Consider the following 23,830-nt stretch of genomic DNA (forward strand, 5'->3'; position numbering starts at 1 on the left):
CAACTATCCTGACACCGGGGGTTACAACCATAAGACCATTTTTTACAGTGCTGTTCTCGGCCACAGCGTCGTGCCAAAGCTCTAGGGTTCCCCCGTCAACGGTTGTGCCAATGGCTTTGCTCATGTTGGCGACTTGAAGATGACCACCTGCTTGCACAACGCTGTCATAGGCTTCAGCACTGTTAAAGATTCTCAGGCGCCCCTTGTCTTCGACAGTGGTTCGAATGCCTTTGGCCGAGCCCTGCAATTCAATTTCACCACCGGCTTGCACAGTGCTGTCCTCGGCCACAGCGTTTTCAAAGAGCTCCAGCCTCCCCCCCTCGACGGTGATGCGAATGGCCTTGGCCGAGCCCTGCACTTCAATTTCACCACCGGCTTGCAGAGTACTGTCCTCGATCAAACTGTCCTCTCTGGCCTCCAGAAATCCCTTGTCTTTGACCGTGATTCCCGTTGCCCGCCCCTGATCGTGGAGGAAGACATTGCTATTAGTTACGCTGCCGTCTTTGTACACGCCACCGGTGCCGAAATGTACGTCGTAATCATTATTGAGATCCCAAGTCTGTGTTGTCTTGTAGCAACCGCTGTACCAATAGCAAGTAGCCTCAGCCTCACCTGGCGTGGCTCCCAGCACCAACAAAGCGCCCGACACCGACACCGACAATCGAGACAACCGCATACCCAACGCGAACATAAGGATCCACCGACAACAAGAAGAAGAGGCGGCGAATTCTGCTCAGGTGCGGCTTTGGAGTAACGCTGGCGAGTCCTAAGTTTGTGTAGGAGACGGACTACAAAGTCGTGCCCTCCAGCGTGGCCTGAATGTGTTCTTCCTAATGTTCATCACGATTCCGAGAGCGGCCAGATACCACCGTGATGCACACCCGAAGTTCATCAAATGTCAGGTATTAGTCTTTAACTTGGTCCACAACCGGGTAGTCAACCGTGCGATGGCCGCCGGCAGTTCCTCTACGGTAAACAGTTTATCCAACACGCTGTTTGGCGGATAAATCGCCAGGTCCTGCTTCACGGCGGGCACCACGTACTCATCCGCTGCACTGTTGGGATTGGCGTAATGAATGCTGTTGCTGATGTTGGCAATCACTTGCGGCTTCAGCAGGTAGTCCATGTAGGTGTAGCCATTCTTCTCGTGGGGTGCGCTCTTGGGCAGGACCACCATGTCGAACCACAGCGTCGAGCCTTCGTCAGGAATCGAATAGGCGATGTTAATGCCGTTATTGGCTTCCTTTGCGCTGGCGGCGGCCTGCACCACGTCACCGTTAAACCCGATTACCGCGCAGACATTGCCGTTCGCCAGATCGCTGATGTACTTGGAGGCATGAAAGTACTGCACGTAGGGCCTGATTTTCAGTAGTGCCTGCTCAGCTTTCTTGTAATCCGCCGGGTCGTGACTGTGAGGCGGCAGGCCAAGGTAGTTGAGGGTGATCGGCAGGATCTGCGTCGGGTTATCAATAATCGCCACCCCACATTCGCTCAACTTCTTGATGTTGTTTTCATCAAAAAACAGGTTCCAGGAACGGGTGACGTCGGTGTTGCCAAAGATCGCTTTGATTTTCTCGACGTTGTAGCCAATCCCGGCCGTGCCCCACATATACGGGTAGCCATACTGATTGCCGGGATCGTTGACCTCGAGTTTTTTCATCAACGCCGGGTCAAGGTTTTTCCAGTTGGGCAGTTGGCTTTTGTCGAGTTTCTGAATCGCCCCGGCCTTGATCAGTCGGGACAGGAAATGGTTCGACGGGCTGACCACGTCATAACCGGTGTTACCGGTCATTAACTTGGATTCCAGCACTTCGTTGCTGTCGTGAATATCGTAAGTGGCCTTGATCCCGGTTTCCTTGGTGAAGTTGACCAGGGTGTCGTCGGCGATGTAGCCGTTCCAGTTGGAAATATTGACCTGTTCGTCGGCATACGTGGCTGCCGAAAACGTCGTGAGCAGGACCATCAAGGGCATAGTGTTAACGCGCATGTTCAATCACCTTTTTGTTCTTTTGTGGTAACCGGTTTTCTAGATTTCTGTCTTTGCCCGGATGGCCTCTATGCGCATCCGCAGCATGGCACCGATATCGAGCAGTGGCCGGGGTGGCAGCCAGCCGGGTTGTGCCCGGCGCATCACCGAATCGAGCAGCGGCGAGTCAACACCCGACGCCAGTTCAGCGAGCAACCGCCCCCACAGGGTGCCGCGCGCCACGCCGGAACCGTTGCAACCGGCCACGGCAAACACGCCCTCTTGCACCTGTGAAAAATACGGTTGCCCGGAACGCGAGGCGCTCAGGTGTCCGGTCCAGGTGTATTGGATGTCTTGCTCGCCCAACCAGGGAAAACGTCGTTGCAAGCCGAGTACATGGTGTTGACGGCGGATCGACAGTTCACTGGCAGACAAATCCCGCGAACGGTATTCCGCCGTGTTGCGGACCATCACGCGGCGATCCGGGGTCAGGCGCACCGTGGCGCCCAGCGGACGGGTGGACAAAACGCCCCAAGGTTCGACGTTGCCCATGTCGCGAAACTCGGCGTCACTCAACGGCCGCGTGAGGCTGGCGCTGAGTTCCATGGCAAAGGTGCCGCTGTCTTGGATGCCCGCGCGGGGCACAAAGGCATTGAGACAAACCAGCACCTGTTTCGCCTCGACGCTGCCCTCGACACCGTTGGCCCGCAGACCTCCTTTATCCAGACGCTCAAGGCTGGTGATGTCGGTGTTTTCGTAGACGGTGACCGTCTGGGGCAGCGCATCAAGCAAGCCCTTCACGTATTTGGCCGGTTGCAGCAGCGCGTTGCCATTGCCGCACCAGATCGCTGCGCGGTAATGCCGGGTACCGAGTGTTTGAGCCAGTTGTTCTCCTTCCAGAAACTGCGCAGAGGCGCCCAGTGCCCCCAGCGTTTGCAGCTTTTCCTCGACGCGGGTCAACTTGCCTGGATCGCTGACGGCGAAGAAATAGCCGGAGTCCCTGAAGTCGCACTCAATGCCGTGGCGGGCAATCATCTCGCCGACTTCTGCACGAGCGGCGCGAGAAATGGTGGTGTCCACTTCAAACTCGGCAAACCCCGGACTGCCGATCAACTCAGCGTTGGTCGGGTGTTCGTGGGCCACCACAAAGCCGGAATTGCGTGCCGAAGCACCTTGCGCCGCACGCTGGCGGTCGACCACCGCGATGCGCGCCTGAGGGTGCAATTGTGCGAGGGCATGGGCGGCGCTCAGGCCGGTAATGCCGGCACCGATCACCAGCCAATCGGCTTTTTGCAAACCGCTCAGACGATCACGCGCCGGTATGCTTTCGGTTTGCGCGATCCAGCCACATTCATTTTTCATGCATCACCTGCCTGGATTGTCGTTCCCGGCCTGCGCATGCAGTAATCGCATGGACGATGATTGATGGCGGCCGTCATGGCTAGAATCTATTAGGTCTTCGGTGATACAACCAACGTTATAAAATCATTGAGCTATTCTGAAAACGCATGGATAAAATTCGCAACATACCCAATCTCCAGGCCTTGCAGGCGCTGGTGAAAGTCGCTGAAGCCGGCAGCTTTACGCAGGCGGCGCACACGCTGTGCCTGACCCAAAGCGCCGTCAGCCGGCAAATCCAGCAACTGGAAAGCCACTTCGGCGTGCCGATGTTTGTGCGCAGCAGTCGCAGCCTTCGCCTGACACCGGAGGGTGAACTGGTGCTGGGCAGCGCGCGCACCATCCTTGAGCAATTGAAAACCCTCGAAGATCGACTGTCCCCGCAAAAACGCCCCTTGCGCATACGCATGCATGTGTCGCTGGCGGTTCGCTGGTTGCTGCCGAAACTGAGCGATTTCTATCGCCATCATCCAGACATTTCCCTGTCGATCGAGACCGTGGCGACCGAGATCGTCGAGCCGGCCAGCGACAGTGACGCCTACATCCTCTATCTGCCCGAGCCGTCCAGTGATCCTGCGTGCCTGACCCTGTTCGAGGAAGCGCTGATTCCGGTGTGCGCCCCCGGTCTCGGCAGTCCGACCCGGCCATTGGCCTCGGTGGAGGATTTGAGGGGTTTCGCGCTGCTGCATCGTTCGGCGGACAAGCAAGCCTGGATCGACTGGCTGGCAGCCAATGGCGGCCAGTCGCTGGAGGATTACCGCCACATCCCTTTCAATCTCGATGAATTGGCGCTGGATGCCGCCGCGCGCGGACTGGGGGTGGCCATGACGGACATGACCCTGGCCGAGGAATCGATCGAACGTGGCGTGCTCGTCGTCCCGTTTGGTCATCCCTTGAAGACCCGAGGATGTTATTCGCTATGCCTGCAACCCTCGGCCGCATCGCATCCGGCATGCGCGCTGATCATGCAATGGTTTGCCGGCCAGGCTGAGGGGATGGCAAGTACCCGCAAATCCTACTGACCACCACAGATCCCCTGTGGGAGCGGGCTTGCTCGCGAAAGCGGTGGGTCAGTCAACATCCCTTTTGAATGTCAGTCCGCATTCGCGAGCAAGCCCGCTCCCACAGGGGTTTTGGGGTGGGTTCAGGGTTGTGGCTGCACCACCCCGCGCTCCTCCAGCAAGCGCACAAACATCGTCAGGCTGCGGGACACCGTGCCTCGGCGCCACACCAGCCAGGTGCGCAAATACCGGAACGATTGCGACAATGGCCAGATACTTACCGTGGTGCATCCCGGCATGCTTTCCAGCATGCTGCGCGGCATCAATGCCAGGCCGGCGCCGGCGCTGACACAGGCCAGCATGCCGTGATAGGACTCCATTTCGAAAATCTTGCCCGGCACCGCCGCGTCCTGGGTGAACCAGCGTTCGAAGTGGTGCCGGTAGGAGCAATTGGAGCGGAAAGCGTAGATGTTTTCGCCGTTCACATCCTGCGCGCGATGGATCGGCGAATGGTTGAGCGGCGCGATCAGCACCATCTCTTCCTCAAACGCCGGCACGCCCTCCAGTGCCGGATGCAGCACCGGCCCGTCGACAAACGCCGCAGCCAGTCGCCCCGATAACACCCCGTCGATCATGGTCCCCGAAGGCCCGGTGGACAGGTCAAGTTCAACCTTGGCGTGTTTCTGGTTGTAGGCGGCCAACAACTCGGGAATTCGCACCGCCGCCGTACTTTCCAGTGACCCCAGGGGAAACGCACCTTGCGGTTCTTCACCCGCCACGGTGGCGCGGGCTTCCTGCACCAGGTCAAGGATGCGCCGGGCATAGTCGAGAAAACTCCAGCCGGCCGGCGACAAACGCAGGCGGCTTTTCTCGCGGATAAACAGGTCCACGCCCAGATCCAGTTCCAGCTGCTTGATCCGCGTCGTCAGGTTGGAGGGCACCCGGTGGATGTGTTGCGCGGCCACGCTGATGCTCCCGTGCTCGGCAACCGCCTTGAAAATCTCCAGCTGAACCAGATCCAAGTCATTCTCCAAACGTGAACGTTATACTCAGTATTATTCAGTTTCCAGAAAATAGACACCCCCGTAACCTGAGCGCATCCCCACCCAGCAGGACGGTGCCATGACCAGCGTTTCCAGCCTTACCCACGCGATTTCGATCAACCCGGCTACAGGCGGGCAGATCGGCCACTACCCTTTTGAGTCCGAAGCGGCCCTGCAAGCCGCCCTGGCGCGGGCCGCTGGCGGGTTTCGCGTCTGGCGCAAAACAGCCGTCGAGCAACGCTCGCAGTTGTTGATCGCTCTGGCTCAGGCACTGCGTGACAGTGCGGACAAAATGGCCACCATGATCACCCTGGAAATGGGCAAGCCGATCACCCAGGCCCGCGGCGAAATCGAGAAGTGCGCGCAGCTCTGCGAGTGGTACGCCGAACACGGCCCGGCCATGCTCAACGCCGAATCGACCCTGGTTGAAGGCGGCAAGGCGCGCATTGAATACCGCCCGCTCGGGCCGATTCTCGCGGTAATGCCGTGGAACTTCCCGATCTGGCAGGTGCTGCGCGGCGCCGTACCAGCGCTGATTGCCGGCAACACTTATGTACTCAAACATGCGCCGAACGTGATGGGCAGCGCTTACCTGCTTCTGGAAGCCTTCAAGAACGCCGATTTCCCTGAAGGCGTTTTCGAGGTTCTGCACGTCACGCCCGACGGTGTTTCCACCGCAATTGCCGACCCTCGTATCGCGGCGGTGACCCTCACCGGCAGCGTGCGCGCCGGCATCGCCATCGGCGCTCAGGCCGGTGCGGCGTTGAAGAAATGCGTGCTGGAACTGGGCGGTTCCGACCCCTTTATCGTGCTCAACGATGCCGACCTTGATGAAGCGGTCAAAGCCGCCGTCATCGGTCGTTACCAGAACACCGGGCAAGTCTGCGCAGCAGCCAAGCGCCTGATCGTCGAGCAAGGCATTGTCGAGGCGTTCACACGCAAGTTCGTCGAAGCCACACGCAAGTTGCTGGTCGGCGATCCACTGGCCGCCAACACGTACATTGGCCCGATGGCCCGTTTTGATCTGCGCGATGAGCTGGATCAACAAGTGCGTGCCACCCTGGAAGAAGGCGCAACCCTGTTGATGGGCGGCAAGAAGGCTGAAGGCCCAGGCAACTTCTATGAGCCGACCGTGTTCGCCGATGTCACCGATCAGATGACCTCGTTCAAGCAGGAACTGTTCGGTCCGGTGGCGTCGATCATCACGGCGCGGGACGCTGCACATGCCTTGGCGCTGGCCAATGACAGTGAGTTCGGCCTGGCTGCAACCGTTTACACGGGCAATGTCGAACTCGCCCAACAGATGGCCGCTGAGCTGGAAACAGGTGGCGTGTTCATCAATGGCTACTGCGCGTCCGACCCGCGCGTGACCTTCGGCGGTGTGAAGAAAAGCGGTTTTGGCCGCGAACTGTCGCACTTCGGGGTCCGCGAGTTCTGCAATGCGCAGACCGTGTGGCTGGATCGTCGCTAAGCGAAAAACGCTGCCTGGGAGTCGATGGCTCCCAGGCAGCGGTTTTATTCGTGCAGGTAATAGAGCTTGTTAACAATCATCCAGCGCCCTTTGATTTTCAGTAACGACAAATAATCCGTGAAGCGCATGCCAACGTAGTCATCAATCACTTTGGCGGCGGCGGCATCCCCGGTGATATCGACGTTGATCGTTTCCCAGGACGGTTTGACCTCTTTGGGCGCCGGCCCTTCGGCCCTGATCGCGCTGACAAAATCATCCAGCGATAACCATTCCAGCTCGCCATGGTAGTGACCAATGATGCGACAAGCGGGATGAAACGCATGCCGCAGCAGCACTTCGTCGGCGAACACCATCCCTTCTACATAATTGCGAATCACAACGCTGATGTGCTCCCTGTCCAGCGAATGAACAGCCATGACATACCTCCAGCTTTATCGTCCTCACACCGCAGGTGAGGGCTCAACCTCAAAAGTCTAGCACCGCCATTCGGACCGTCGCGGACGGCGACTATGCTGAGGGAGGCCACTTCCCGGGAGGAGCTGAACGATGTCACTGACGCTTTATTACCATCCACTGTCGTCGTACTGCCACAAAGTACTGATTGCGCTCTATGAACACGGGGTCGACTTCGAAAAACGGATCATTGATCTGGGCAACGCTGAAGAAAAAGCAGAGTTGCAGGCGCTATGGCCGATCGGCAAATTCCCGGTTTTTCGCGATCACACTGCTCAGTTCGATGTGGCGGAATCCACGATCATCATTGAATACCTGGATCATTATTTTGCCGGGCAAACCCGCTTGATTCCGGGGAATTGGGACACTGCGCTGGAGGTCCGTCTGTGGGACCGGATCTGCGATAACTATTTGCAGACTCCAGTGCAGCAAATTGTCCTGGATCGCATCATCGGTGCGAACGGCAATCTGACCCCGCAGCGCTCCACCCTTCAGACCGTGTACGGCATGCTCGACCGTCAACTGGCGACCAGCACCTGGCTGGCCAGCGACGAGTTCAGCCTGGCCGATTGCGCCGCCGCCCCGGCACTTTTCTATGCCAGTACGCTGGAGCGGATTCCTGAAGAGCAAAGCCACTTGAACGCCTATTTCGACCGGCTGATGGACAGGCCGTCGGTACAACAGGTGATCGACGAAGCCAGGCCTTACTTCTCGCTCTACCCGTTTGAGCAAGACATCCCGCAACGGTTTTACCCACGCCCCTAACGCACGATATCGATCAACTGCTCACGCTGTGCGCCCGTGAGCATGGGCCCGAAACCGGCACCGGCATTGTCCGCCATGTAACGCGGATTACCGGTGCCGGGGATCACGCAGGTCACCGCCGAATGGGACAACAGGAACTTCAACGCCAGTTGCGCCCAACTGTTGACCCCCACTTGCGCGGCCCACCCGGGCAGAGGCTTGCCCTTCAATCGTTCGAGCAAACCACCGCCGCCGAACGGCCGGTTGCAGATCACCGCCACACCGCGTTCACGACACAGCGGCAAAATGCGTTTCTCGGCACCACGATCGTCCAGGGCATAGTTGATCTGCAAAAAATCCACCGGTTCGACCTTCAGCAGCGCTTCTACTTCGTCGTACGCCGACGCCGTGTAATGGGTGATGCCGATGTAGCGAATGCGCCCTTGTTCCTTCCATTGGCGCAACGTCGGCAAATGGGTTTTCCAGTCCAGCAGGTTGTGGATCTGCATCAGATCGATGCGATCGGTTTGTAGCAAGCGAAAGGACTGCTCCATCTGTGCGATGCCCTCCTCGCGGCCGCTGGTCCACACCTTGGTGGCGAGAAAGGCCGGCGAACGCGGTTCATGGATCGACAACAACTTACCTGTCGTCTGTTCGGCGCGGCCATACATGGGCGAGCTGTCGATGACCGTGCCACCCTTCTTGAACAAGGCGCTGAGCACCTCCGGCAATTGTTTGTAGGCGGGGCTGGAAGGCTCGACATCGAAGCCGCGATACGTGCCCAACCCAACGATGGGCAATGGCTCGGCGCTGGATGGAATGGCGCGGGTCAGCATGGTCTTGCCTCCTGTTTCCGTCGACGGCGCAGAAGTTGCCAACGCCCGATCGAAGGTGAAAACCGCCGAAGCACCGGCAGCCAGCGTGAGTAGTTGTCGACGCGTGTATCCGTCAGTGTGGCTCATCGTATTTGCCTGTGTGGCCCACCCCTGTGTGCCCCGATACCGTTGAACTAAACTCTGGCACTGATTACGTGTTAGCGGTCCTCGACTCCAGAGCCATCAATGTCGCCCCCTAAAGTTAGTCGAATGTTCAGAACCCTGGCGTTTTCCATCGTCATCGTTGCCGCGTTGTACCTGGCGCTGTGTGCGGCCTTGTTCGTGTTTCAGCGCGCCCTGATCTACTTCCCGCAACCCAGTGCCGTCGATACACCGGCTTCGCTGCTGACGCTGGCTGTCGAGGATGCGCAGGTGCAGGTGACTGTCCGGCCCCATGACGGCCCCAATGCGCTGATCTATTTCGGCGGCAATGCCGAGGATGTCTCTCGCAACCTGGCCGGGTTTTCGCAGGCGTTTCCCGAACATGCGTTGTACTTGATGCACTACCGAGGGTACGGCGCCAGTACCGGCTCACCGTCCGAAGAGGCGATTGCGCGCGATGCCTTGACCTTGTTTGACACGGTCTATAACCGCCATCCGACTATTGCAGTGGTCGGTCGCAGCCTCGGCTCAGGCGTTGCCGTGCGCCTGGCGAGTCAACGCCCGGCGTCGCGGCTGATTCTGATCACGCCTTACGACAGCCTGGAAGGCCTCGCCAAACAGCGGTTCCCGTGGTTTCCGGTGAAGTGGCTGTTAAAGGACCGATTCGAATCCTGGCGATACGCAGCCCACATCACGGTGCCAACGTTGTTGATCGCCGCCGGGCATGACGAGGTCATACCGCGTTCAAGCACGCTGCAGCTCTACACCCGTTTCGCCCCCAGCGTGGCGACGCTGAAGGTGATACCGGACGCTGGTCACAACTCCCTTTCCGCCAGCCCCGAATACCTCAAGTTACTGGGCGATGGATTATGAGTGCGCGCCCTTTCATAGACCGCATCGATCATGCGGTAACGCAGAGTGATTGGACTCAGCCCCCGCTTGCTCTTAGCCTGCGCGCGATGCGAAACAGCTGAAGGCCGAACTCCTACACCTTGTTGCTGCACCGAACCAGCTACCTTTTCTGCTTCCTCCTGCCATTCGCCATGGCCGAACCCCTGGGCTGGATGACTCCGATTTTCACGGCGATTGTCAGCTACACGTATTTTGGCCTGGACGCGATTGGCGATGAGCTGGAGGACCCTTTTGGCCGCGACGAAACGATCTGCCCCTCGACGCATTCGTGCGCACCATCGAGCGGGAAATCCTCACGGCCATGGGAGAAACCCAACTACCTCCGGTGCTGGTGCCAGTGGACTTTGTGTTGCGGTGATTTCACCGACTTCGGTGAACCCTCGCTAAAACAATTACTTAAGCACCCGCTTAATCTCTATAGGATAAAAGGCATGCTTTTTGACAAGGAACGTTTGACAGTTCGCCAAGAGTGGCCGATAACTATACCGGTCTGTTGGTACAGGACACGAGTGCAGACTATCTCGTTAGCGACTGTTCGGCAGATCTCTTTCAATGTAATTTTTTCGCGGGTCCATGTGCAGACCGTGCGGTAGCTTTGCCCGCTGCAAAGTTCACTTCAAGCTTATGTCAATGTAATGCACGATATAGCGTCACGTTATTGATTCATGCACTTTCGTGAGGCATTTTGTGATTCATTAGCGATACACAGCTGCGCACCTCTAAAAAAACAAATCTATTCGATTAGAACTTCTTGGGTCTCAATAGAGCCACTGCCCTGCCTAAACTTTTCAATTCAAAGAGTTTACCAGCATGTCAGCACAGAGTTCCGACCGGTCTAATTGGTACCTTCTGCAATGCAAACCCCGGCAGGATGAGCGCGCCCACCTCAACCTGCTTCAACAAAACTATGTGATATTTCACCCGCAGCTGGTGAGTGAACGCGTGATACGCGGAAAACGTGTCAGCGGGCTGGAATCGCTGTTCCCCGGGTATTTGTTTATCCGCCTCAGCCGTAACGACAATTGGGCGCCCATACGTTCTACCCGCGGCGTCAGTCGCATTGTCGAATTTAATCATGGTCCTGCGACGGTGGCCGAGTGCGTCATCGAGCATCTGCGTGCGCGCTGTGTTGAATCCACGGAACTGCACGCCGATCATGACCTGACTCCCGGCGAACACTTTCAAATCATTGGAGGCCCATTGTCGCCACTGGAGAGCATCTTCATATCTTCGCTTGGGGCCGAGCGGGTCATGATCCTGTTGCAGTTTCTTAATCGCGATCAAACGATTTGTGTTCCAAGCAGCGATCTCGAACGCCGGCACATCCCACTTCATAAAAACGTGGTTTAACTTCACACCCACTTTCTTATTACCAGAAAGTTACAAAGATAACTTCCAGGCATTAGAAACCAACAAACAGTCCGCCATAAAAAAAGCTGCCTCAACGCCATAACAAAAAAACTTGCTTCGCCTCTGCCGAACTACGGAAAAGCCTGCGGGAGCCACGCCGTGTCTGCCCGTCCAGTGCTGGTGCACTACTTCTGCTCTGAGGTTAAGCCCATGACTCCGCTCTATACCGCTCACATGACACACCGCCGCGGCCTGACGTTCTGGGGGCAGTGGGTGTGCGCAATGACGCTGACCACCTCGCTGCTGATGCTACTCGTGTGGTGGCGCGTCGGCAGCCTGACCAGCGATTACCGGATTCTGCTGATTCTGACCGTGCTCGGCTCGGTGCCGATCTACAGCCTGATGCAGGTCTACCACAAGCGGCATGGCCTGTTGGCCGGGCTCGGCCGATTGCTCGCTGGCTGGCTGATCCTGCTGGCTGTTCTAGGGGCCATTGCCTTCATCACCCAAACCAGCGCGGTTTATTCGCGCCAGGTCATCATGGTCTGGGCGGTGATGGGGTTTGTGATTCAGGCGCTTAGTTTTCTGCCCTTGCATTTCCTCGCCCGGTTGCACTCGCGAAAGGTCTGCAATGAACGCCGCTCGGTGATCATCGGCACCAGTCCGACCGCCCATGATCTGGCGGAAAAACTTTCCCGGCCGAACCGCGCACTGGTCCTGGGCTTCATCGCCGCCGACGACAGCGGCCCGGCACCCAGCAATTTGCCGCTGCTAGGCCGGGTCGACGGAATTCGAGACATCATCACCCGGCTGAACGTGCGGCGCGTCTATATCGTCTTGACGATGGAGCATGCCGCCACCATCGAAGCCATGTACATCGACCTGCTGGACATGAGCGTCGACGTGGTGTGGATCCCGGATTTAGGCAGCATGGTGCTACTCAACCATTCGATCTCGGAAATCGAGCGGATGCCGGCTATCTACCTCAACGAAAGCCTGATCAGTTCGCACCCCGCCAGCCTGATTTGCAAGGACCTGTTCGAACGCAGCCTGGCGGCCATGGCCCTAATGGTGCTCAGCCCGCTGCTGTTGATGGTCGCGGCGGCCGTCAAGCTGAGCTCCCCTGGCCCGGTGTTGTTCAAGCAAAACCGCCACGGGTGCAACGGTGAAGTGATCAACGTCTGGAAGTTTCGGTCGATGCGCGTTCACGACGACCGCGAAGTGCGCCAGGCCACCCGTGAAGATGATCGCGTTACGGCGGTGGGACGCTTCCTGCGCCGCAGTTCCATCGACGAGTTGCCGCAGCTGTTCAACGTGTTGTTCGGCCAAATGGCCCTGGTCGGACCCCGTCCGCATGCCGTGACCCACAACATCTACTACACCGGCAAAGTGCGCGCCTACATGGCCCGCCATCGCCTCAAGCCGGGCATTACCGGGTTGGCCCAGGTGACCGGGCATCGCGGTGAAACAGAAACAGTGGAAAAAATGCAGCTGCGCGTCGCCCAGGACCTTAACTACATCAACCAATGGTCACTGTGGCTGGACATCAAGATTCTGATCAAGACGCCCTTCACGCTGTTCTCGAAAAACATCTACTGATGTCCTGCTCTTACACTGCGCACTGCGGCCACAACGTGGTGCGCGCTAATAATTACGATCAACCCGACCGTTGATCCGCAAGTTTCACTGCGGCTCAATAAAAACATATTTTAATGCTTTAATTGATATTGTCGAACCATCCCACGAATAGAGGGTGCCGTGATGAACGTTGAGATTCATTAGAAATTGAATTCGGTTCATTAAAAGCTGAATTACGCCAGACCAGTTTCATTCGACCGACGAACTTGTCGTTCATAGCTCGGTGTGCGCTGCCTCATCGCTGGTCAGCTCAGTTAACCCATTTGATGCTTTGTTTTTATTTGTCCAATTCACGGAGGTGCCATGATGAACAATAAAATCGCGATCTACCTGCTCCTCGCCTTGCTTGCCCTTCCAGCCTGGAGCCACGCCGCTCCATCGCCCGCGTCCACGGATGCCGACTCGCCTGCACTGACCACGCGCCTGTCGCTGCGGGATCTATGGGTCGAGCATATTTTCTGGATGCGCGACTATGCGCTGGCCAACCAGTCCGGAGATCAGAAACAAGCCAAGGTCGCGGCCGACCAGGTGGTCAATAACGCCACCCAAATCGCCAACAGCATTGCCCCCTTCTATGGCCAGCCGGCGGCTGATCAACTGCTCAAACTGCTGGCCGGTCATTGGGGCGCGGTGAAACACTACAGCGATGCCACCGTCGCCAAGGACGCCAAGGGCAGGCAGGCTGCCGTCGCCGAGTTGACCAGCAATGCCAAGGCGATTGCCGCCTTCCTGGCCAGGGCCAACCCCAATTTGCCTGAAAGCACATTGGTCACCCTGCTGTCGGCCCACGGCGGGCACCATGTCAGTGAGATCGATCAAATCGCCGCCCATGACTATGCCGGTGAAGCCAGCACCTGGCAGATGATGCGCGTGCACATACTGGCGCTGGCCGACGCACTGACGGCAGCACTGGTCAAACAATTCCCGGACAAATTCTGATCCCAGGCGAGGACACGTCATGCTTAAAGGACTGGGCCGTACTCAGCAGGACTTGCTCAATGCGCTGCTGCACCATGCCAATGGCATGAGCATTGACGAGCTGGCTGAGCAATTGGCCGTCACCCGCACCGCGATTCGCCAGCACCTGGCGGCGCTGGAGGGTGCCGGCCTGGTGCGGCGCGGCGACACGCGCCCGACGGGGCGGCGTCCGGAGCAGTTGTATCGGCTCACCGACCACGCGAAGGAGCAGTTCCCCCGCCAGTATCAACTGCTGGCCAGTGTCCTGATCGACGAAGTGGCTGGCATCATCGGACCCGAAGCACTGGCGTCACTGATGCGCAGCATGGGTCGCAAACTGGCGCGGGACCGCGAACAGGACGTGGTGGACGAAGGCACCATCGTGCAGCACATGAATCAGGCCGGGTACGAAGCCGAAGTGATCTTTCGCAGCTCGGACGATAAGGAAATCGTCGCGCACAACTGCGTGTTCCACCGCCTCGCCGCCGCGCACCCGGTGGTTTGCGAACTGGACCTGGCCTTGATCGGCAAATTGGGTGGCGGTGATGTCGAGCACAGCGAATGCTTGGTGCGCGGCGGGCATGTCTGTCGCTTCAAGCTGCGACCGAGTGCCCCCCCTGACACCGCGACAGAGGCTGCTTCAGCCAATACCGATAAGCCAGCCTAGCGCTTGCGTGACAGCCGTTGCTGCCAGTTTCCGGCATTGTCCCGCTGGCAGGCTTCTTCAGAGTCGAGCATCATTTGGGGCGACGTTCTGTGGCAGTGAGAAAATGCCACCGCCGACCATCAAACCAATCACCAAAGCGATCACCAAAGCGATCAGTTACCCAACCTTGAGTTTGTCGCTGGAGGTCGTGACAGAACATGGGCCGTATTTACGCGTTTTCCAGTTTCGCCGCGCACTGCTCGGCGGAAATGTGATCGGAAAACTTCAATGTCAAACCTTAGGACTCAACCAGCCAGATTGGCTTAGTCGATCCGGTGAACTCATCCGACTGCGCTCCTCCACCCCAAGGCCTGTAGGATTCGACGGACTTGTTTGGCATGGTCCCTACCCGGCACGCGAATCAGCCATGAGTTTTTACTACGTTTGAATTTTTTTTCACTAACGGCTGGACTGAAACGTGCCTCCTGCGTCATCCATCCGATCGCGCATTGATTCAATTTTCGCTTAATTAACAACCTTCAACGGGAACGAGTGATCCATCACCTTCCAATCCTTCCTTCCTAGCAAAGACCGCTCACCGCCTTCAATGAGCGAACTTCACTTTGAAGTCGCTTACGCTAGCAATTATACCAAAGGAAAAATGTAGGAGTTGTAAGCAAGGCACAGAGGTTGCCGCGAAAATTGAGGTCGCTGAGTTCGGCGGCGCCTCAACAGAGAAGCGAGAATGTCCTGCCCCAGAACAGGACATTCAAGCCATAGAGAGAGCAAATCCAACTCTGTCAGCAACGCCAAGACAAGATGCGACGCTCGTGACGACATGACCACAAGGATTCATAACTCATCCAGATTTTCAGCAATAAAGCCCACGAGTTGAAGGGGGTTTTTTGCGTCAATCACCTTGTAAATGAGATCGCGCTTGCTGCGCGGCAGCTTCTTCACAACGCTCTTCGCCGAAGCCCTGACAGCCTCATCCGTTCCATGGATTCGAGCCGCCAGTAGCAGCACTAGTGTTGCGTCAGAGAGGTTCATAACACGCCCTATAACTCAGAATAGCTGTTGACTGCGCCTTTTCGCTGCGAAAGCAAAACCGAGGACGGTAAACATTTCACATCTCCGGTTTTCTGGGAACCGAAACCTGTTTGGCAGAGTCGTCATTAGCCAAACTTACTCGACCGCCTTCACCATGTCTTCAATAACTTTCTTGGCGTCGCCGAACACCATCATGGTCTTGTCCAGGTAGAACAATTCGTTGTCCAGACCGGCGTAGCCACTGGCCATTGAGCGCTTGTTGACGATGATGGTCTTGGCCTTGAAGGCTTCGAGAATCGGCATGCCGGCAATCGGCGATTTCGGGTCGTTCTTCGCGGCCGGGTTGACCACGTCGTTGGCGCCCAACACCAGTACCACGTCGGCCTGGCCGAACTCGGAGTTGATGTCTTCCATCTCGAACACCTGGTCGTAAGGCACTTCGGCCTCGGCGAGCAATACGTTCATGTGGCCAGGCATCCGACCGGCCACCGGGTGGATGGCGTACTTCACGGTCACGCCGCGATGGGTCAGCTTCTCGGTCAGTTCTTTCAGTGCGTGCTGCGCCCGTGCAACCGCCAGGCCGTAGCCAGGGACGATGATCACGGTGTCGGCGTTGGTCAGCAGGAAGGTCGCGTCGTCAGCCGAACCGGACTTCACCGGGCGGGCTTCCTGGGCGCCTGCGGGACCTGCGTCGGCTGTGTTGCCGAAACCGCCGAGCAGTACGTTAAAGAAGGAGCGGTTCATCGCCTTGCACATGATGTAGGAGAGGATCGCACCGGACGAACCTACCAGCGAACCGGCGATGATCAGCATCGAGTTGTTCAGCGAGAAGCCGATGCCCGCCGCTGCCCAGCCGGAGTAGCTGTTGAGCATCGACACCACCACCGGCATGTCCGCGCCGCCAATCGGGATGATGATCAGCACGCCGAGCACGAAGGCCAGGGCCAGCATCAAGGCGAAGGCGTTGAGGTCGCCGGTGAGCATGAACGTCACGCCCAGGGCCAGTGTGGCCAGACCCAGCAGCAGGTTCAGCTTGTGCTGGCCGTTGAATTGGACCGGTGCGCCCTGGAACAGGCGGAACTTGTACTTGCCGGAGAGCTTGCCGAAAGCGATAACCGAACCGGAGAAGGTGATTGCACCGATCGCCGCACCGAGGAACAGTTCCAGACGGTTGCCGGCCGGGATCGCGTCACCGAGTTGCTGGACGATGCCCAGCGACTGTGGCTCCACCACGGCAGCCACGGCGATGAACACAGCGGCCAGGCCGATCATGCTGTGCATGAAGGCAACCAGCTCGGGCATCTTGGTCATTTCAACGCGCTTGGCCATGATCGAACCGGCGGTGCCGCCGATCAGCAGGCCGACGATCACGTAGACGATGCCGTCCTGAGCCAGTTCAGCGCCGAGCTTGTAGATCAAACCGACCGTGGTCAGGATCGCCAGGCCCATGCCGAGCATGCCGAACAGGTTGCCGCGACGCGACGTGGTGGGGTGCGAGAGGCCCTTGAGCGCCTGGATGAAACAGACCGAGGCGATCAAATACAGGGAAGTAACCAGGTTCATGCTCATGCTTGCTGCACCTCTCCCTGGACGACTACGGCCTTGGCGGCCGGAGCTTTTGCCGGAGCTTTCTTCTTGAACATTTCCAGCATGCGCCGGGTGACCAAAAAGCCACCAAACACATTCACTGCGGCCAGGGCCACGGCCAAGGTGCCCATGGTCTTGCCCAGCGGGGTCACGGTGAGGGCGGCGGCGAGCATGGCGCCGACGATTACGATGGCCGAGATGGCGTTAGTGACCGCCATCAGTGGTGTGTGCAGTGCAGGTGTCACGTTCCAGACCACGTGGTAGCCGACGTAGATCGCCAGCACGAAGATGATCAGGTTGTAGATACCGTGAGAAATCAGCATGTCTTCCATTGTTTTTATCCTCAGCCGTTCTTGCGCACGATCTGGCCGTCGCGGCACATCAGGCACGCGGCGACGATATCGTCTTCGAGATTGATTTCGAACTGGCCTACCTTGGTGAAGACCAGTTTCAGGAAGTCCAGCAGGTTGCGTGCATACAGTGCCGAAGCGTCTGCCGCGACCGCGCCGGCCAGGTTGGTCGGGCCAACGATGGTCACGCCGTTTTCGACGACCACCTGATCCGCTACGGTCAGCGGGCAGTTGCCGCCCTGGCCCGCCGCGAGGTCGATGACCACCGAACCCGGTTTCATCTGCGCCACGGTTTCCGCGCTCAACAGTGTCGGTGCCTTGCGGCCCGGAATCAGTGCAGTGGTGATGACGATGTCAGCCTGCTTGGCGCGTTCGTGCACGGCCAGGGCCTGGCGCTGCATCCAGCTGGCCGGCATCGGTCGGGCGTAACCGCCGACACCGACGGCGCATTCGCGCTCTTCATCGGTCTCGTACGGGACGTCGACGAACTTGGCGCCGAGGGATTCGATCTGCTCTTTCACTGCAGGGCGTACGTCGGAGGCTTCGATCACCGCACCCAGTCGCTTGGCGGTTGCAATGGCCTGCAAACCTGCCACGCCGGCGCCCAGAATCAGCACGCGCGCTGCTTTCACAGTGCCCGCCGCGGTCATCAGCATCGGCATGAAGCGCGGGTAGTGATGCGCGGCCAGCAGCACGGCTTTATAGCCGGCGATGTTGGCTTGCGACGACAGCACATCCAGGCTCTGGGCGCGGGAAGTGCGTGGCGCGGCCTCCAGAGCAAAGGCGGTGATGCCGCACTCGGCCAGCTTGGCGATGGTTTCATTGTTGAACGGATTGAGCATGCCCACCAGAACGGCACCGTTCTTGAACTGCGCCAGTTCATAGTCGGTCGGTGCGACGACTTTCAGTACCAGGTCGGCACCGAAGGCGGCGGCAGCGTTACCGATGGCGGCACCCACGGCGACATAGGCACTGTCCGGAATACTGGCATTGATGCCGGCGCCGCTTTGCACAGTGACCTTATGGCCCTGGCCAATCAGCTTCTTGATGGTTTCGGGAGTCGCGGCAACCCGCGTCTCGCCGGTAAAGGTCTCGAGAGGAACACCGATATGCACGTATTGTTCTCCGGTGAAAAATCCTGGAAAAGTCCTGCCCATGGATGCATCGACACGCATCCATGGGCAGGGCCAGTTGCTTATGCCTGGTGGTTGCCAGGCCAGAGATCAGAGGGCTTGTGCCAGCTCGGGAACGAGGTCGAACAAATCACCCACCAACCCGTAGTCCGCCACCTGGAAAATCGGCGCTTCTTCGTCCTTGTTGATCGCAACGATGATCTTCGAGTCCTTCATACCGGCCAGGTGCTGGATAGCCCCGGAGATACCGACCGCGATGTACAGCTGCGGTGCAACGATCTTGCCGGTCTGGCCGACCTGCATGTCATTGGGTACAAAACCTGCGTCGACCGCGGCGCGGGAGGCACCGACGCCAGCACCGAGCTTGTCGGCCAGGGCATACAGGTGCTTGAAGTTGTCACCGTTCTGCATGCCGCGGCCGCCGGAAACGACGATCTTGGCAGCGGTCAGTTCCGGACGATCGGACTTGGCCAGTTCTTCATCAACAAAGTTCGATTTTCCAGAATCATAAACGGTGGTAATCCTTTCTATGATTGCCGAGCCGCTTTCTGATGCCACCGGGTCGAAACCAGTGGCACGTACAGTGATCACTTTCACTGCAGCGTTCGACTGAACGGTAGCGATGGCGTTACCGGCGTAGATCGGACGCTTGAAGGTGTCGGCGCTTTCTACCGAGATGATCTCGGAGATCTGGTCAACGTCCAGTGCAGCGGCAACGCGCGGCAGGATGTTTTTGCCGTTGGAAGTGGCGGCAGCCAGGATGTGGCTGTAACCAGCGCCCAACTCTGCAACCAGCGGCGCGACGTTTTCCGGCAACTGGTGCGCGTAGGCAGCATTGTCAGCTACCAATACTTTGCTCACGCCAGCGATTTTCGCAGCGGCTTCAGCCACGACTCCAACACCTTGGCCTGCGACCAGAACGTGGATGTCACCACCGACTTTGGCGGCAGCAGCAACGGTATTCAGGGTGGCAGGAGCCACAACCTTGTTGTCGTGCTCAGCGATTACCAAGATAGTCATGATTAGATCACCTTCGCTTCGTTTTTCAGTTTCTCGACCAGTTCAGCCACCGACTTGACCTTGATACCCGCGCTGCGGGCAGCCGGCGCTTCGACTTTCAAGGTTGTGTTGGTGGAGGCGGTGGAAACGCCCAAAGCCTCCGGAGTCAGCACTTCGAGAGGCTTCTTCTTGGCTTTCATGATGTTTGGCAGGGACGCATAGCGCGGCTCGTTCAAACGCAGGTCGGTGGTGACGATGGCCGGCAGATTCAGGGAGACCGTCTGCGCGCCGCCGTCGATTTCGCGGGTTACAGCAACGCTGTTGCCGCTGATTTCCACTTTCGAAGCGAACGTGCCCTGACCGTAGCCGCTCAAGGCAGCGAGCATCTGGCCAGTCTGGTTGTTGTCGCTGTCGATGGCTTGTTTGCCAAGGATCACCAGCTGAGGCTGTTCCTTGTCGACAACAGCCTTCAACAGTTTGGCAACGGCCAGGGAAGTCAGATCTTCGGCGGACTCGACGAGGATGGCGCGGTCGGCACCCAGAGCCAGCGCAGTGCGCAGTTGCTCTTGAGCGGTGGTCGGGCCGACAGAGACGACGACGATTTCAGTCGCAACGCCTTTTTCTTTCAGGCGTACAGCTTCTTCAACGGCGATCTCGCAGAAGGGATTCAGAGCCATTTTCACGTTAGCGAGGTCGACGCCAGAGTTGTCCGCCTTGACGCGAACCTTGACGTTGTAATCGACCACCCGTTTGATTGCGATGAGGACTTTCATAAGGTTTCTCTTCGATAAAAAAGAGCAAAGCCGTAGGGCAAATGCTCAAAGGTAGTTACAACCGGTAGGTAGTGGGTTAGTTCGCGAGCAATCAACAGGCGTTGAATCTCGCTGGAGCCTGCGTAGATCCGAGACAACATCATCTGCCTCAATTCAAGATCGCAAGCGACCCGGTGCGACCAGGATTTTGCCGAAAGCATTGGGTTGTGCCAGCGCCGCCATAGTGGCCGGCAATTCGCTCAGGCTCACCTCGTGGGTAATCATCGGTCGCGGATTAATGCGCCCTTGAGCCAGCATCTTCAAGGTGTAATCGAAGTGACGGGCCTCGTACATCATGCAATAGCTGATCTTGAGCTCCTTGAGGAATGGGACGATTCGCCGTGTTGATTCCTCGTGCATGTGTAACCCGCCGATAACCACCCGCCCTCCACTTCGCGCCAGTGCGCAGGCCAGGTCCAGGCTGCCGGGGCGGCCGATGCATTCAATAACCAAGTGTGGCGCGCCGCCCAGTTCCCGCTCACAGAACCCGGCGACCTCCTCACACGAAGGATCGCAGACCGCGGTGGCGCCCAGCTTCAGGGCAAGTTCGCGGCGGGCCTGCACCGGGTCACTGACGACAATATCCCCAAATCCCAATGCTCTCGCCCACACGACAACTGCCAGGCCCACAGGACCCGCACCGAGTACTGCAAGGGTTTCGCCCGGCTTCCAGTGCACGGCTTCGACCATTTTCAGCCCCACCGCCAAAGGCTCGACCAGTGCTCCAAGCGCAGCATCGACACCCGGTGGCAGCAGGAAGGTCTCTTTTTCACCCACAATCACGTATTCGGCGAACGCTCCATTGCGCGGCATATTCATGCCGATCATCCGCGTGGTCGGGCAATGGGCGGGATCGCCGCTCAGACAGTGGACACAGCGACCACAGCCAATCATGGGCAGACTGCAAATGCCGTCGTTGAGCTTAAAGCGCTCAATGCCCGGCCCCAGCTCAGCCACGGTTCCGGCGAACTCATGACCGAGCACGGCAGCCTGCGCGGAATCTGACTCGATGATATGCAAGTCACTGCCGCAAATGCCCGCGCGTTCAACCTTGAGCAGTATTTCCCCTGGCCCGGGAGCCGGAACGTTGACCTCTTCAATGGTCATGTGATGGCGTCCATGCAGCACCGCAGCATGCATGTTACTCATTGGGGGGTCTCATAAGTGGTCGATGTGGACGTCGGCATGAACGGTTCCAACTCTCATGGTTTTTTCCAAAGCCTGCCACATAACAAGCTTAATCATATATATCATAACAATGTTTATTTTCAAAGCACGCTCTGTCACCGGCCACTTGTCGCTGTGTGTTTCCCCGGACAGCAAACCGGGACGCTGGCGTAAACCGGGTCAACAGCCCAACAACAATAAAGAGGATCAAACATGAATTTGAACGCCGATGCATTCAAGGGAAAGGTTGCCGTGATCACGGGCGGCACTTCAGGCCTGGGGCTCGCAACTGCCGAATACTTTGCCAGCCTTGGAGCCCAGGTTTATGCCCTTGGCCTGCAAACCGAAGCGGCACGTTTTGCCTCACATCTGAGTATTGAAACCTGCGAGCTTGATGTCACCGACTATCCCGCCGTGGACCGTTTCTTCGATGCACTTCCCCGGCTGGATTTCCTGATCACGGCAGCAGGCATCACCCTCGGCGCGAAGGAGCTTGAACCTGAAGGCTTTCGCAAAGTGATCGAGGTGGATTTGATGGCCGTGCATTACAGCGTGCTCAAAGGCGCAGCTGTCATCGCTCGCAGCGGAGGCGGCGCGGTGGTCAACTTCGCCTCCATGGCCATGGCATTCGCAGGCCCCAACACCCCGGGATACGTGGCGTCCAAGGGTGCAATCGTGACCTTGACTCGCCAGCAGGCCGCGCAATGGGTGGGTCACAATGTCAGGGTCAACGCCGTCGCACCGGGATGGGTCGACAGTGCAATTTTGCGCGGGTTGCCGGAGGACTTTCTGGAGGGCGTCAAGCGTCGCACACCGATGAAGCGTTTTGGTGAGGCAAAAGAGATTGCCAAGGCGATAGGTTTTCTGTGCAGCGACGATGCTTCCTTCATCACCGGCGTTACCCTGCCGGTAGATGGAGGGTTCCTGTTCGGCGCTTGAGTGCCAAGCAGGATGCGGCTTGTCGAACCGACAAGCCGCATCATCAAATCAGTATCGCAGCCTGAGACCACCATCCAGGCGAATGTCTTCGCCATTGAACATTACGTTCACGATAATTTGCTCTGCCAGCAGTGCAAAGTCTTCGACCTGGCCCAAGCGCCGAGGGAAAGGCGTGGCCTGCGCTGAAGCCTGCACACGATCAGCCACTTTGTCTGCCAGCATTGGCGTGCCGAAAGTACCCGGAGCAACGGACATCACCCGGATACCATAGTCCCCCAGCTCCCGCGCCGCCGGCAATGTCATGGCGATGACCCCGCCCTTGGAAGCCGCATACCCGCAGGTACCTACCGTACCCTCGTACGCGCAGATGGAGGACACGTTGATGATAACGCCTCGCTCGCCATCGACCCCTTGCGGGAGATTCTTGCGCATGATGGCTGCGGCAAGACGCATCACGTTGAACGTACCGACCAGGTTGATATCGAGCACCTGGCGATAGCGATCCAGACTGGCCGGATGACCATCATCGTCCAGAAGCCGGTCGAGGTCGGCGACACCGGCACAATGCACGACGCCGTGAAGCTCGCCACCTCGGGCGGCCAAATCCACGGCCGTACGCATGTCGCTTTCGCTGGAAACGTTACCCGTGAAGGCCAGAGCCTTTTCGCCCAGGCCTTCCACCGTTTGGCTCAACGTCGGGTTTTGATCCACCAACGTCACGTTTGCACCCGCTGCCAGCAATCTTTCAGCGGTTGCCAGCCCCATGCCGGACGCCGCACCTGTCACCAGAAAGTTTCTTCCTGCAATTTGCATTGTTCAATCCTTTTTCCGAAGTAAAAAAATCAACCGAAGTGACAAATACAGAGCTTGTTGCCCACGGTATCGCGGAAGTAACAACTGTAAAACGAGTTCACACCATCGCTGCGCACACCAGGAGCCCCGTCATCGACAGCGCCCAGGCTCAAGACCAGCGCATAGGCTTCCTCGACCAGGCTACGAGAGGCCACAGGCAGGGCAATCATGGTGCCATTGCCCGCAGAAGCGGGTTCACCGTTATAGGGGCGTGTCAGGGCTAAAACGGGCGACCCGCCAGCGGGGACATATGCAACGCGCTCATCGGACGCCGTTGCCTTGGGGGCAGCGCCGAGGAACTTCATCAATGGATCGTAAAAGCGGCGCGACTTTTTAATGTCATTGGAGCCAATCATGACGTAGCCGATCATGGGTAACCTCTCTG

Annotated in this window: 25 protein-coding genes and 1 pseudogene; 11 read left to right on the forward strand and 15 right to left on the reverse strand. The window is 58.2% G+C overall.

Annotated features, from left to right (window positions below; genetic code table 11):
* The 3 genes from PMI22_RS18565 to PMI22_RS18555 form a co-directional block, all read right to left on the reverse strand.
* On the reverse strand, positions 1 to 691 hold a 691-nt coding region (locus PMI22_RS18565), incomplete at its 3' end, for a hypothetical protein (RefSeq protein WP_007944955.1).
* Positions 692 to 898: 207 nt separating this feature from the next.
* Positions 899 to 1,987, reverse strand: a complete 1,089-nt coding sequence (locus PMI22_RS18560) for a polyamine ABC transporter substrate-binding protein (protein ID WP_007944956.1) — start codon at positions 1,985 to 1,987, stop codon at positions 899 to 901.
* A 39-nt stretch (positions 1,988 to 2,026) separates the two neighbouring features.
* On the reverse strand, positions 2,027 to 3,328 hold the full coding sequence (locus tag PMI22_RS18555; RefSeq protein ID WP_007944957.1) for an NAD(P)/FAD-dependent oxidoreductase: 1,302 nt from the start codon (positions 3,326 to 3,328) through the stop codon (positions 2,027 to 2,029).
* Between the two features lie 146 nt (positions 3,329 to 3,474).
* Here PMI22_RS18555 and PMI22_RS18550 point away from each other — a divergent pair, with 146 nt between their 5' ends.
* Positions 3,475 to 4,386, forward strand: a complete 912-nt coding sequence (locus tag PMI22_RS18550) for a LysR substrate-binding domain-containing protein (protein ID WP_007944958.1) — start codon at positions 3,475 to 3,477, stop codon at positions 4,384 to 4,386.
* 122 nt (positions 4,387 to 4,508) lie between these two features.
* Here PMI22_RS18550 and ptrR read toward each other — a convergent pair whose 3' ends face one another.
* Positions 4,509 to 5,387, reverse strand: coding sequence for a putrescine utilization regulator PtrR (gene ptrR, locus PMI22_RS18545; protein WP_007944959.1), 879 nt, complete (start codon positions 5,385 to 5,387; stop codon positions 4,509 to 4,511).
* A 100-nt stretch (positions 5,388 to 5,487) separates the two neighbouring features.
* On the opposite strand from ptrR, the gene PMI22_RS18540 reads away from it, so the two are divergent.
* Positions 5,488 to 6,879, forward strand: a complete 1,392-nt coding sequence (locus PMI22_RS18540; RefSeq protein WP_007944960.1) for an aldehyde dehydrogenase family protein — start codon at positions 5,488 to 5,490, stop codon at positions 6,877 to 6,879.
* Positions 6,880 to 6,923: 44 nt separating this feature from the next.
* Here PMI22_RS18540 and PMI22_RS18535 read toward each other — a convergent pair whose 3' ends face one another.
* A complete protein-coding gene (locus PMI22_RS18535) occupies positions 6,924 to 7,295 on the reverse strand; it encodes a nuclear transport factor 2 family protein (protein WP_007944961.1) in 372 nt (123 codons plus the stop codon).
* Positions 7,296 to 7,425: 130 nt separating this feature from the next.
* On the opposite strand from PMI22_RS18535, the gene PMI22_RS18530 reads away from it, so the two are divergent.
* Entirely contained in the window at positions 7,426 to 8,097 is a 672-nt protein-coding gene (locus PMI22_RS18530) for a glutathione S-transferase family protein (protein WP_007944962.1), read from the forward strand.
* Here the strand turns inward: PMI22_RS18530 and PMI22_RS18525 are convergent.
* Positions 8,094 to 9,038, reverse strand: a complete 945-nt coding sequence (locus PMI22_RS18525) for an aldo/keto reductase (RefSeq protein ID WP_081502766.1) — start codon at positions 9,036 to 9,038, stop codon at positions 8,094 to 8,096. The genes PMI22_RS18530 and PMI22_RS18525 overlap by 4 nt on opposite strands.
* 99 nt (positions 9,039 to 9,137) lie before the next feature.
* Between PMI22_RS18525 and PMI22_RS18520 the strand changes: the two genes are divergently transcribed.
* The 7 genes and pseudogenes from PMI22_RS18520 to PMI22_RS31345 all read left to right on the forward strand — a co-directional run bounded on the left by PMI22_RS18520 (position 9,138) and on the right by PMI22_RS31345 (position 15,004).
* A complete protein-coding gene (locus tag PMI22_RS18520; protein WP_007944965.1) occupies positions 9,138 to 9,926 on the forward strand; it encodes an alpha/beta hydrolase in 789 nt (262 codons plus the stop codon).
* Positions 9,927 to 10,030: 104 nt separating this feature from the next.
* Positions 10,031 to 10,323, forward strand: a pseudogene (locus PMI22_RS30465) (bestrophin family protein); the annotation flags it as partial.
* A gap of 452 nt (positions 10,324 to 10,775) precedes the next feature.
* Positions 10,776 to 11,315, forward strand: coding sequence for a transcription/translation regulatory transformer protein RfaH (gene rfaH / locus PMI22_RS30470; RefSeq protein WP_007944966.1), 540 nt, complete (start codon positions 10,776 to 10,778; stop codon positions 11,313 to 11,315).
* 210 nt (positions 11,316 to 11,525) lie between these two features.
* Positions 11,526 to 12,914, forward strand: a complete 1,389-nt coding sequence (locus PMI22_RS18515; protein WP_007944967.1) for an undecaprenyl-phosphate glucose phosphotransferase — start codon at positions 11,526 to 11,528, stop codon at positions 12,912 to 12,914.
* Between the two features lie 345 nt (positions 12,915 to 13,259).
* Positions 13,260 to 13,892, forward strand: a complete 633-nt coding sequence (locus PMI22_RS18510) for a hypothetical protein (RefSeq protein WP_033049115.1) — start codon at positions 13,260 to 13,262, stop codon at positions 13,890 to 13,892.
* 19 nt (positions 13,893 to 13,911) lie between these two features.
* Positions 13,912 to 14,577: a helix-turn-helix transcriptional regulator gene (locus PMI22_RS18505; protein ID WP_007944969.1), complete on the forward strand. Its 666-nt coding sequence runs from the start codon at positions 13,912 to 13,914 to the stop codon at positions 14,575 to 14,577.
* Between the two features lie 103 nt (positions 14,578 to 14,680).
* Positions 14,681 to 15,004 carry a hypothetical protein gene (locus PMI22_RS31345; protein WP_157214426.1) on the forward strand — a complete coding sequence of 108 codons (324 nt, stop codon included), beginning with the start codon at positions 14,681 to 14,683 and terminating at the stop codon, positions 15,002 to 15,004.
* A gap of 404 nt (positions 15,005 to 15,408) precedes the next feature.
* Here the strand turns inward: PMI22_RS31345 and PMI22_RS18500 are convergent, their stop codons facing one another.
* The 7 genes from PMI22_RS18500 to PMI22_RS0129325 form a co-directional block, all read right to left on the reverse strand.
* A complete protein-coding gene (locus tag PMI22_RS18500) occupies positions 15,409 to 15,606 on the reverse strand; it encodes a DUF7740 domain-containing protein (protein ID WP_007944970.1) in 198 nt (65 codons plus the stop codon).
* A 135-nt stretch (positions 15,607 to 15,741) separates the two neighbouring features.
* Positions 15,742 to 17,175, reverse strand: coding sequence for an NAD(P)(+) transhydrogenase (Re/Si-specific) subunit beta (locus PMI22_RS18495; RefSeq protein WP_007944971.1), 1,434 nt, complete (start codon positions 17,173 to 17,175; stop codon positions 15,742 to 15,744).
* Entirely contained in the window at positions 17,172 to 17,525 is a 354-nt protein-coding gene (locus PMI22_RS18490) for an NAD(P) transhydrogenase subunit alpha (protein ID WP_007944972.1), read from the reverse strand. Before PMI22_RS18490 ends, PMI22_RS18495 begins: the two co-directional genes overlap by 4 nt.
* Positions 17,526 to 17,536: 11 nt before the next feature.
* A complete protein-coding gene (locus PMI22_RS18485; protein WP_007944973.1) occupies positions 17,537 to 18,658 on the reverse strand; it encodes a Re/Si-specific NAD(P)(+) transhydrogenase subunit alpha in 1,122 nt (373 codons plus the stop codon).
* Positions 18,659 to 18,766: 108 nt separating this feature from the next.
* A complete protein-coding gene (locus PMI22_RS18480) occupies positions 18,767 to 19,696 on the reverse strand; it encodes an electron transfer flavoprotein subunit alpha/FixB family protein (protein ID WP_007944974.1) in 930 nt (309 codons plus the stop codon).
* Positions 19,697 to 19,698: 2 nt separating this feature from the next.
* Positions 19,699 to 20,448, reverse strand: coding sequence for an electron transfer flavoprotein subunit beta/FixA family protein (locus tag PMI22_RS18475; RefSeq protein WP_007944975.1), 750 nt, complete (start codon positions 20,446 to 20,448; stop codon positions 19,699 to 19,701).
* 153 nt (positions 20,449 to 20,601) lie between these two features.
* A complete protein-coding gene (locus PMI22_RS0129325; protein ID WP_007944977.1) occupies positions 20,602 to 21,636 on the reverse strand; it encodes a zinc-dependent alcohol dehydrogenase in 1,035 nt (344 codons plus the stop codon).
* A gap of 231 nt (positions 21,637 to 21,867) precedes the next feature.
* On the opposite strand from PMI22_RS0129325, the gene PMI22_RS18470 reads away from it, so the two are divergent.
* A complete protein-coding gene (locus PMI22_RS18470; protein WP_007944978.1) occupies positions 21,868 to 22,593 on the forward strand; it encodes an SDR family NAD(P)-dependent oxidoreductase in 726 nt (241 codons plus the stop codon).
* A gap of 48 nt (positions 22,594 to 22,641) precedes the next feature.
* On the opposite strand, the gene PMI22_RS18465 is transcribed toward PMI22_RS18470, so the two are convergent.
* Complete coding sequence (locus tag PMI22_RS18465; protein ID WP_007944980.1) at positions 22,642 to 23,406, reverse strand: SDR family NAD(P)-dependent oxidoreductase; 765 nt, start codon at positions 23,404 to 23,406, stop codon at positions 22,642 to 22,644.
* Positions 23,407 to 23,435: 29 nt separating this feature from the next.
* Positions 23,436 to 23,816 carry a VOC family protein gene (locus PMI22_RS18460; protein WP_007944981.1) on the reverse strand — a complete coding sequence of 127 codons (381 nt, stop codon included), beginning with the start codon at positions 23,814 to 23,816 and terminating at the stop codon, positions 23,436 to 23,438.
* Positions 23,817 to 23,830 lie beyond the last annotated feature (14 nt).

Source organism: Pseudomonas sp. GM21 (genome assembly GCF_000282215.1).
Classification (GTDB): Bacteria; Pseudomonadota; Gammaproteobacteria; order Pseudomonadales; family Pseudomonadaceae; genus Aquipseudomonas.

Bases quoted from the DNA above. Each gene is read 5' to 3' on its own strand.
- PMI22_RS18505 (WP_007944969.1), top strand. From the start codon at position 13,912: ATGCTTAAAGGACTGGGCCGTACTCAGCAGGACTTGCTCAATGCGCTG.
- PMI22_RS18510 (WP_033049115.1), top strand. From the start codon at position 13,260: ATGAACAATAAAATCGCGATCTACCTGCTCCTCGCCTTGCTTGCCCTT.
- PMI22_RS18530 (WP_007944962.1), top strand. From the start codon at position 7,426: ATGTCACTGACGCTTTATTACCATCCACTGTCGTCGTACTGCCACAAA.
- PMI22_RS18460 (WP_007944981.1), bottom strand. From the start codon at position 23,816: ATGATCGGCTACGTCATGATTGGCTCCAATGACATTAAAAAGTCGCGC.
- PMI22_RS0129325 (WP_007944977.1), bottom strand. From the start codon at position 21,636: ATGAGTAACATGCATGCTGCGGTGCTGCATGGACGCCATCACATGACC.
- PMI22_RS18540 (WP_007944960.1), top strand. From the start codon at position 5,488: ATGACCAGCGTTTCCAGCCTTACCCACGCGATTTCGATCAACCCGGCT.
- PMI22_RS18470 (WP_007944978.1), top strand. From the start codon at position 21,868: ATGAATTTGAACGCCGATGCATTCAAGGGAAAGGTTGCCGTGATCACG.
- PMI22_RS18560 (WP_007944956.1), bottom strand. From the start codon at position 1,987: ATGCGCGTTAACACTATGCCCTTGATGGTCCTGCTCACGACGTTTTCG.
- rfaH (WP_007944966.1), top strand. From the start codon at position 10,776: ATGTCAGCACAGAGTTCCGACCGGTCTAATTGGTACCTTCTGCAATGC.
- PMI22_RS18555 (WP_007944957.1), bottom strand. From the start codon at position 3,328: ATGAAAAATGAATGTGGCTGGATCGCGCAAACCGAAAGCATACCGGCG.
- PMI22_RS18500 (WP_007944970.1), bottom strand. From the start codon at position 15,606: ATGAACCTCTCTGACGCAACACTAGTGCTGCTACTGGCGGCTCGAATC.
- PMI22_RS18465 (WP_007944980.1), bottom strand. From the start codon at position 23,406: ATGCAAATTGCAGGAAGAAACTTTCTGGTGACAGGTGCGGCGTCCGGC.
- PMI22_RS18495 (WP_007944971.1), bottom strand. From the start codon at position 17,175: ATGAGCATGAACCTGGTTACTTCCCTGTATTTGATCGCCTCGGTCTGT.
- PMI22_RS18490 (WP_007944972.1), bottom strand. From the start codon at position 17,525: ATGGAAGACATGCTGATTTCTCACGGTATCTACAACCTGATCATCTTC.
- PMI22_RS18535 (WP_007944961.1), bottom strand. From the start codon at position 7,295: ATGGCTGTTCATTCGCTGGACAGGGAGCACATCAGCGTTGTGATTCGC.
- PMI22_RS18525 (WP_081502766.1), bottom strand. From the start codon at position 9,038: ATGAGCCACACTGACGGATACACGCGTCGACAACTACTCACGCTGGCT.
- PMI22_RS18550 (WP_007944958.1), top strand. From the start codon at position 3,475: ATGGATAAAATTCGCAACATACCCAATCTCCAGGCCTTGCAGGCGCTG.
- PMI22_RS18480 (WP_007944974.1), bottom strand. From the start codon at position 19,696: ATGACTATCTTGGTAATCGCTGAGCACGACAACAAGGTTGTGGCTCCT.
- PMI22_RS31345 (WP_157214426.1), top strand. From the start codon at position 14,681: ATGCCACCGCCGACCATCAAACCAATCACCAAAGCGATCACCAAAGCG.
- PMI22_RS18520 (WP_007944965.1), top strand. From the start codon at position 9,138: ATGTCGCCCCCTAAAGTTAGTCGAATGTTCAGAACCCTGGCGTTTTCC.
- PMI22_RS18515 (WP_007944967.1), top strand. From the start codon at position 11,526: ATGACTCCGCTCTATACCGCTCACATGACACACCGCCGCGGCCTGACG.
- PMI22_RS18475 (WP_007944975.1), bottom strand. From the start codon at position 20,448: ATGAAAGTCCTCATCGCAATCAAACGGGTGGTCGATTACAACGTCAAG.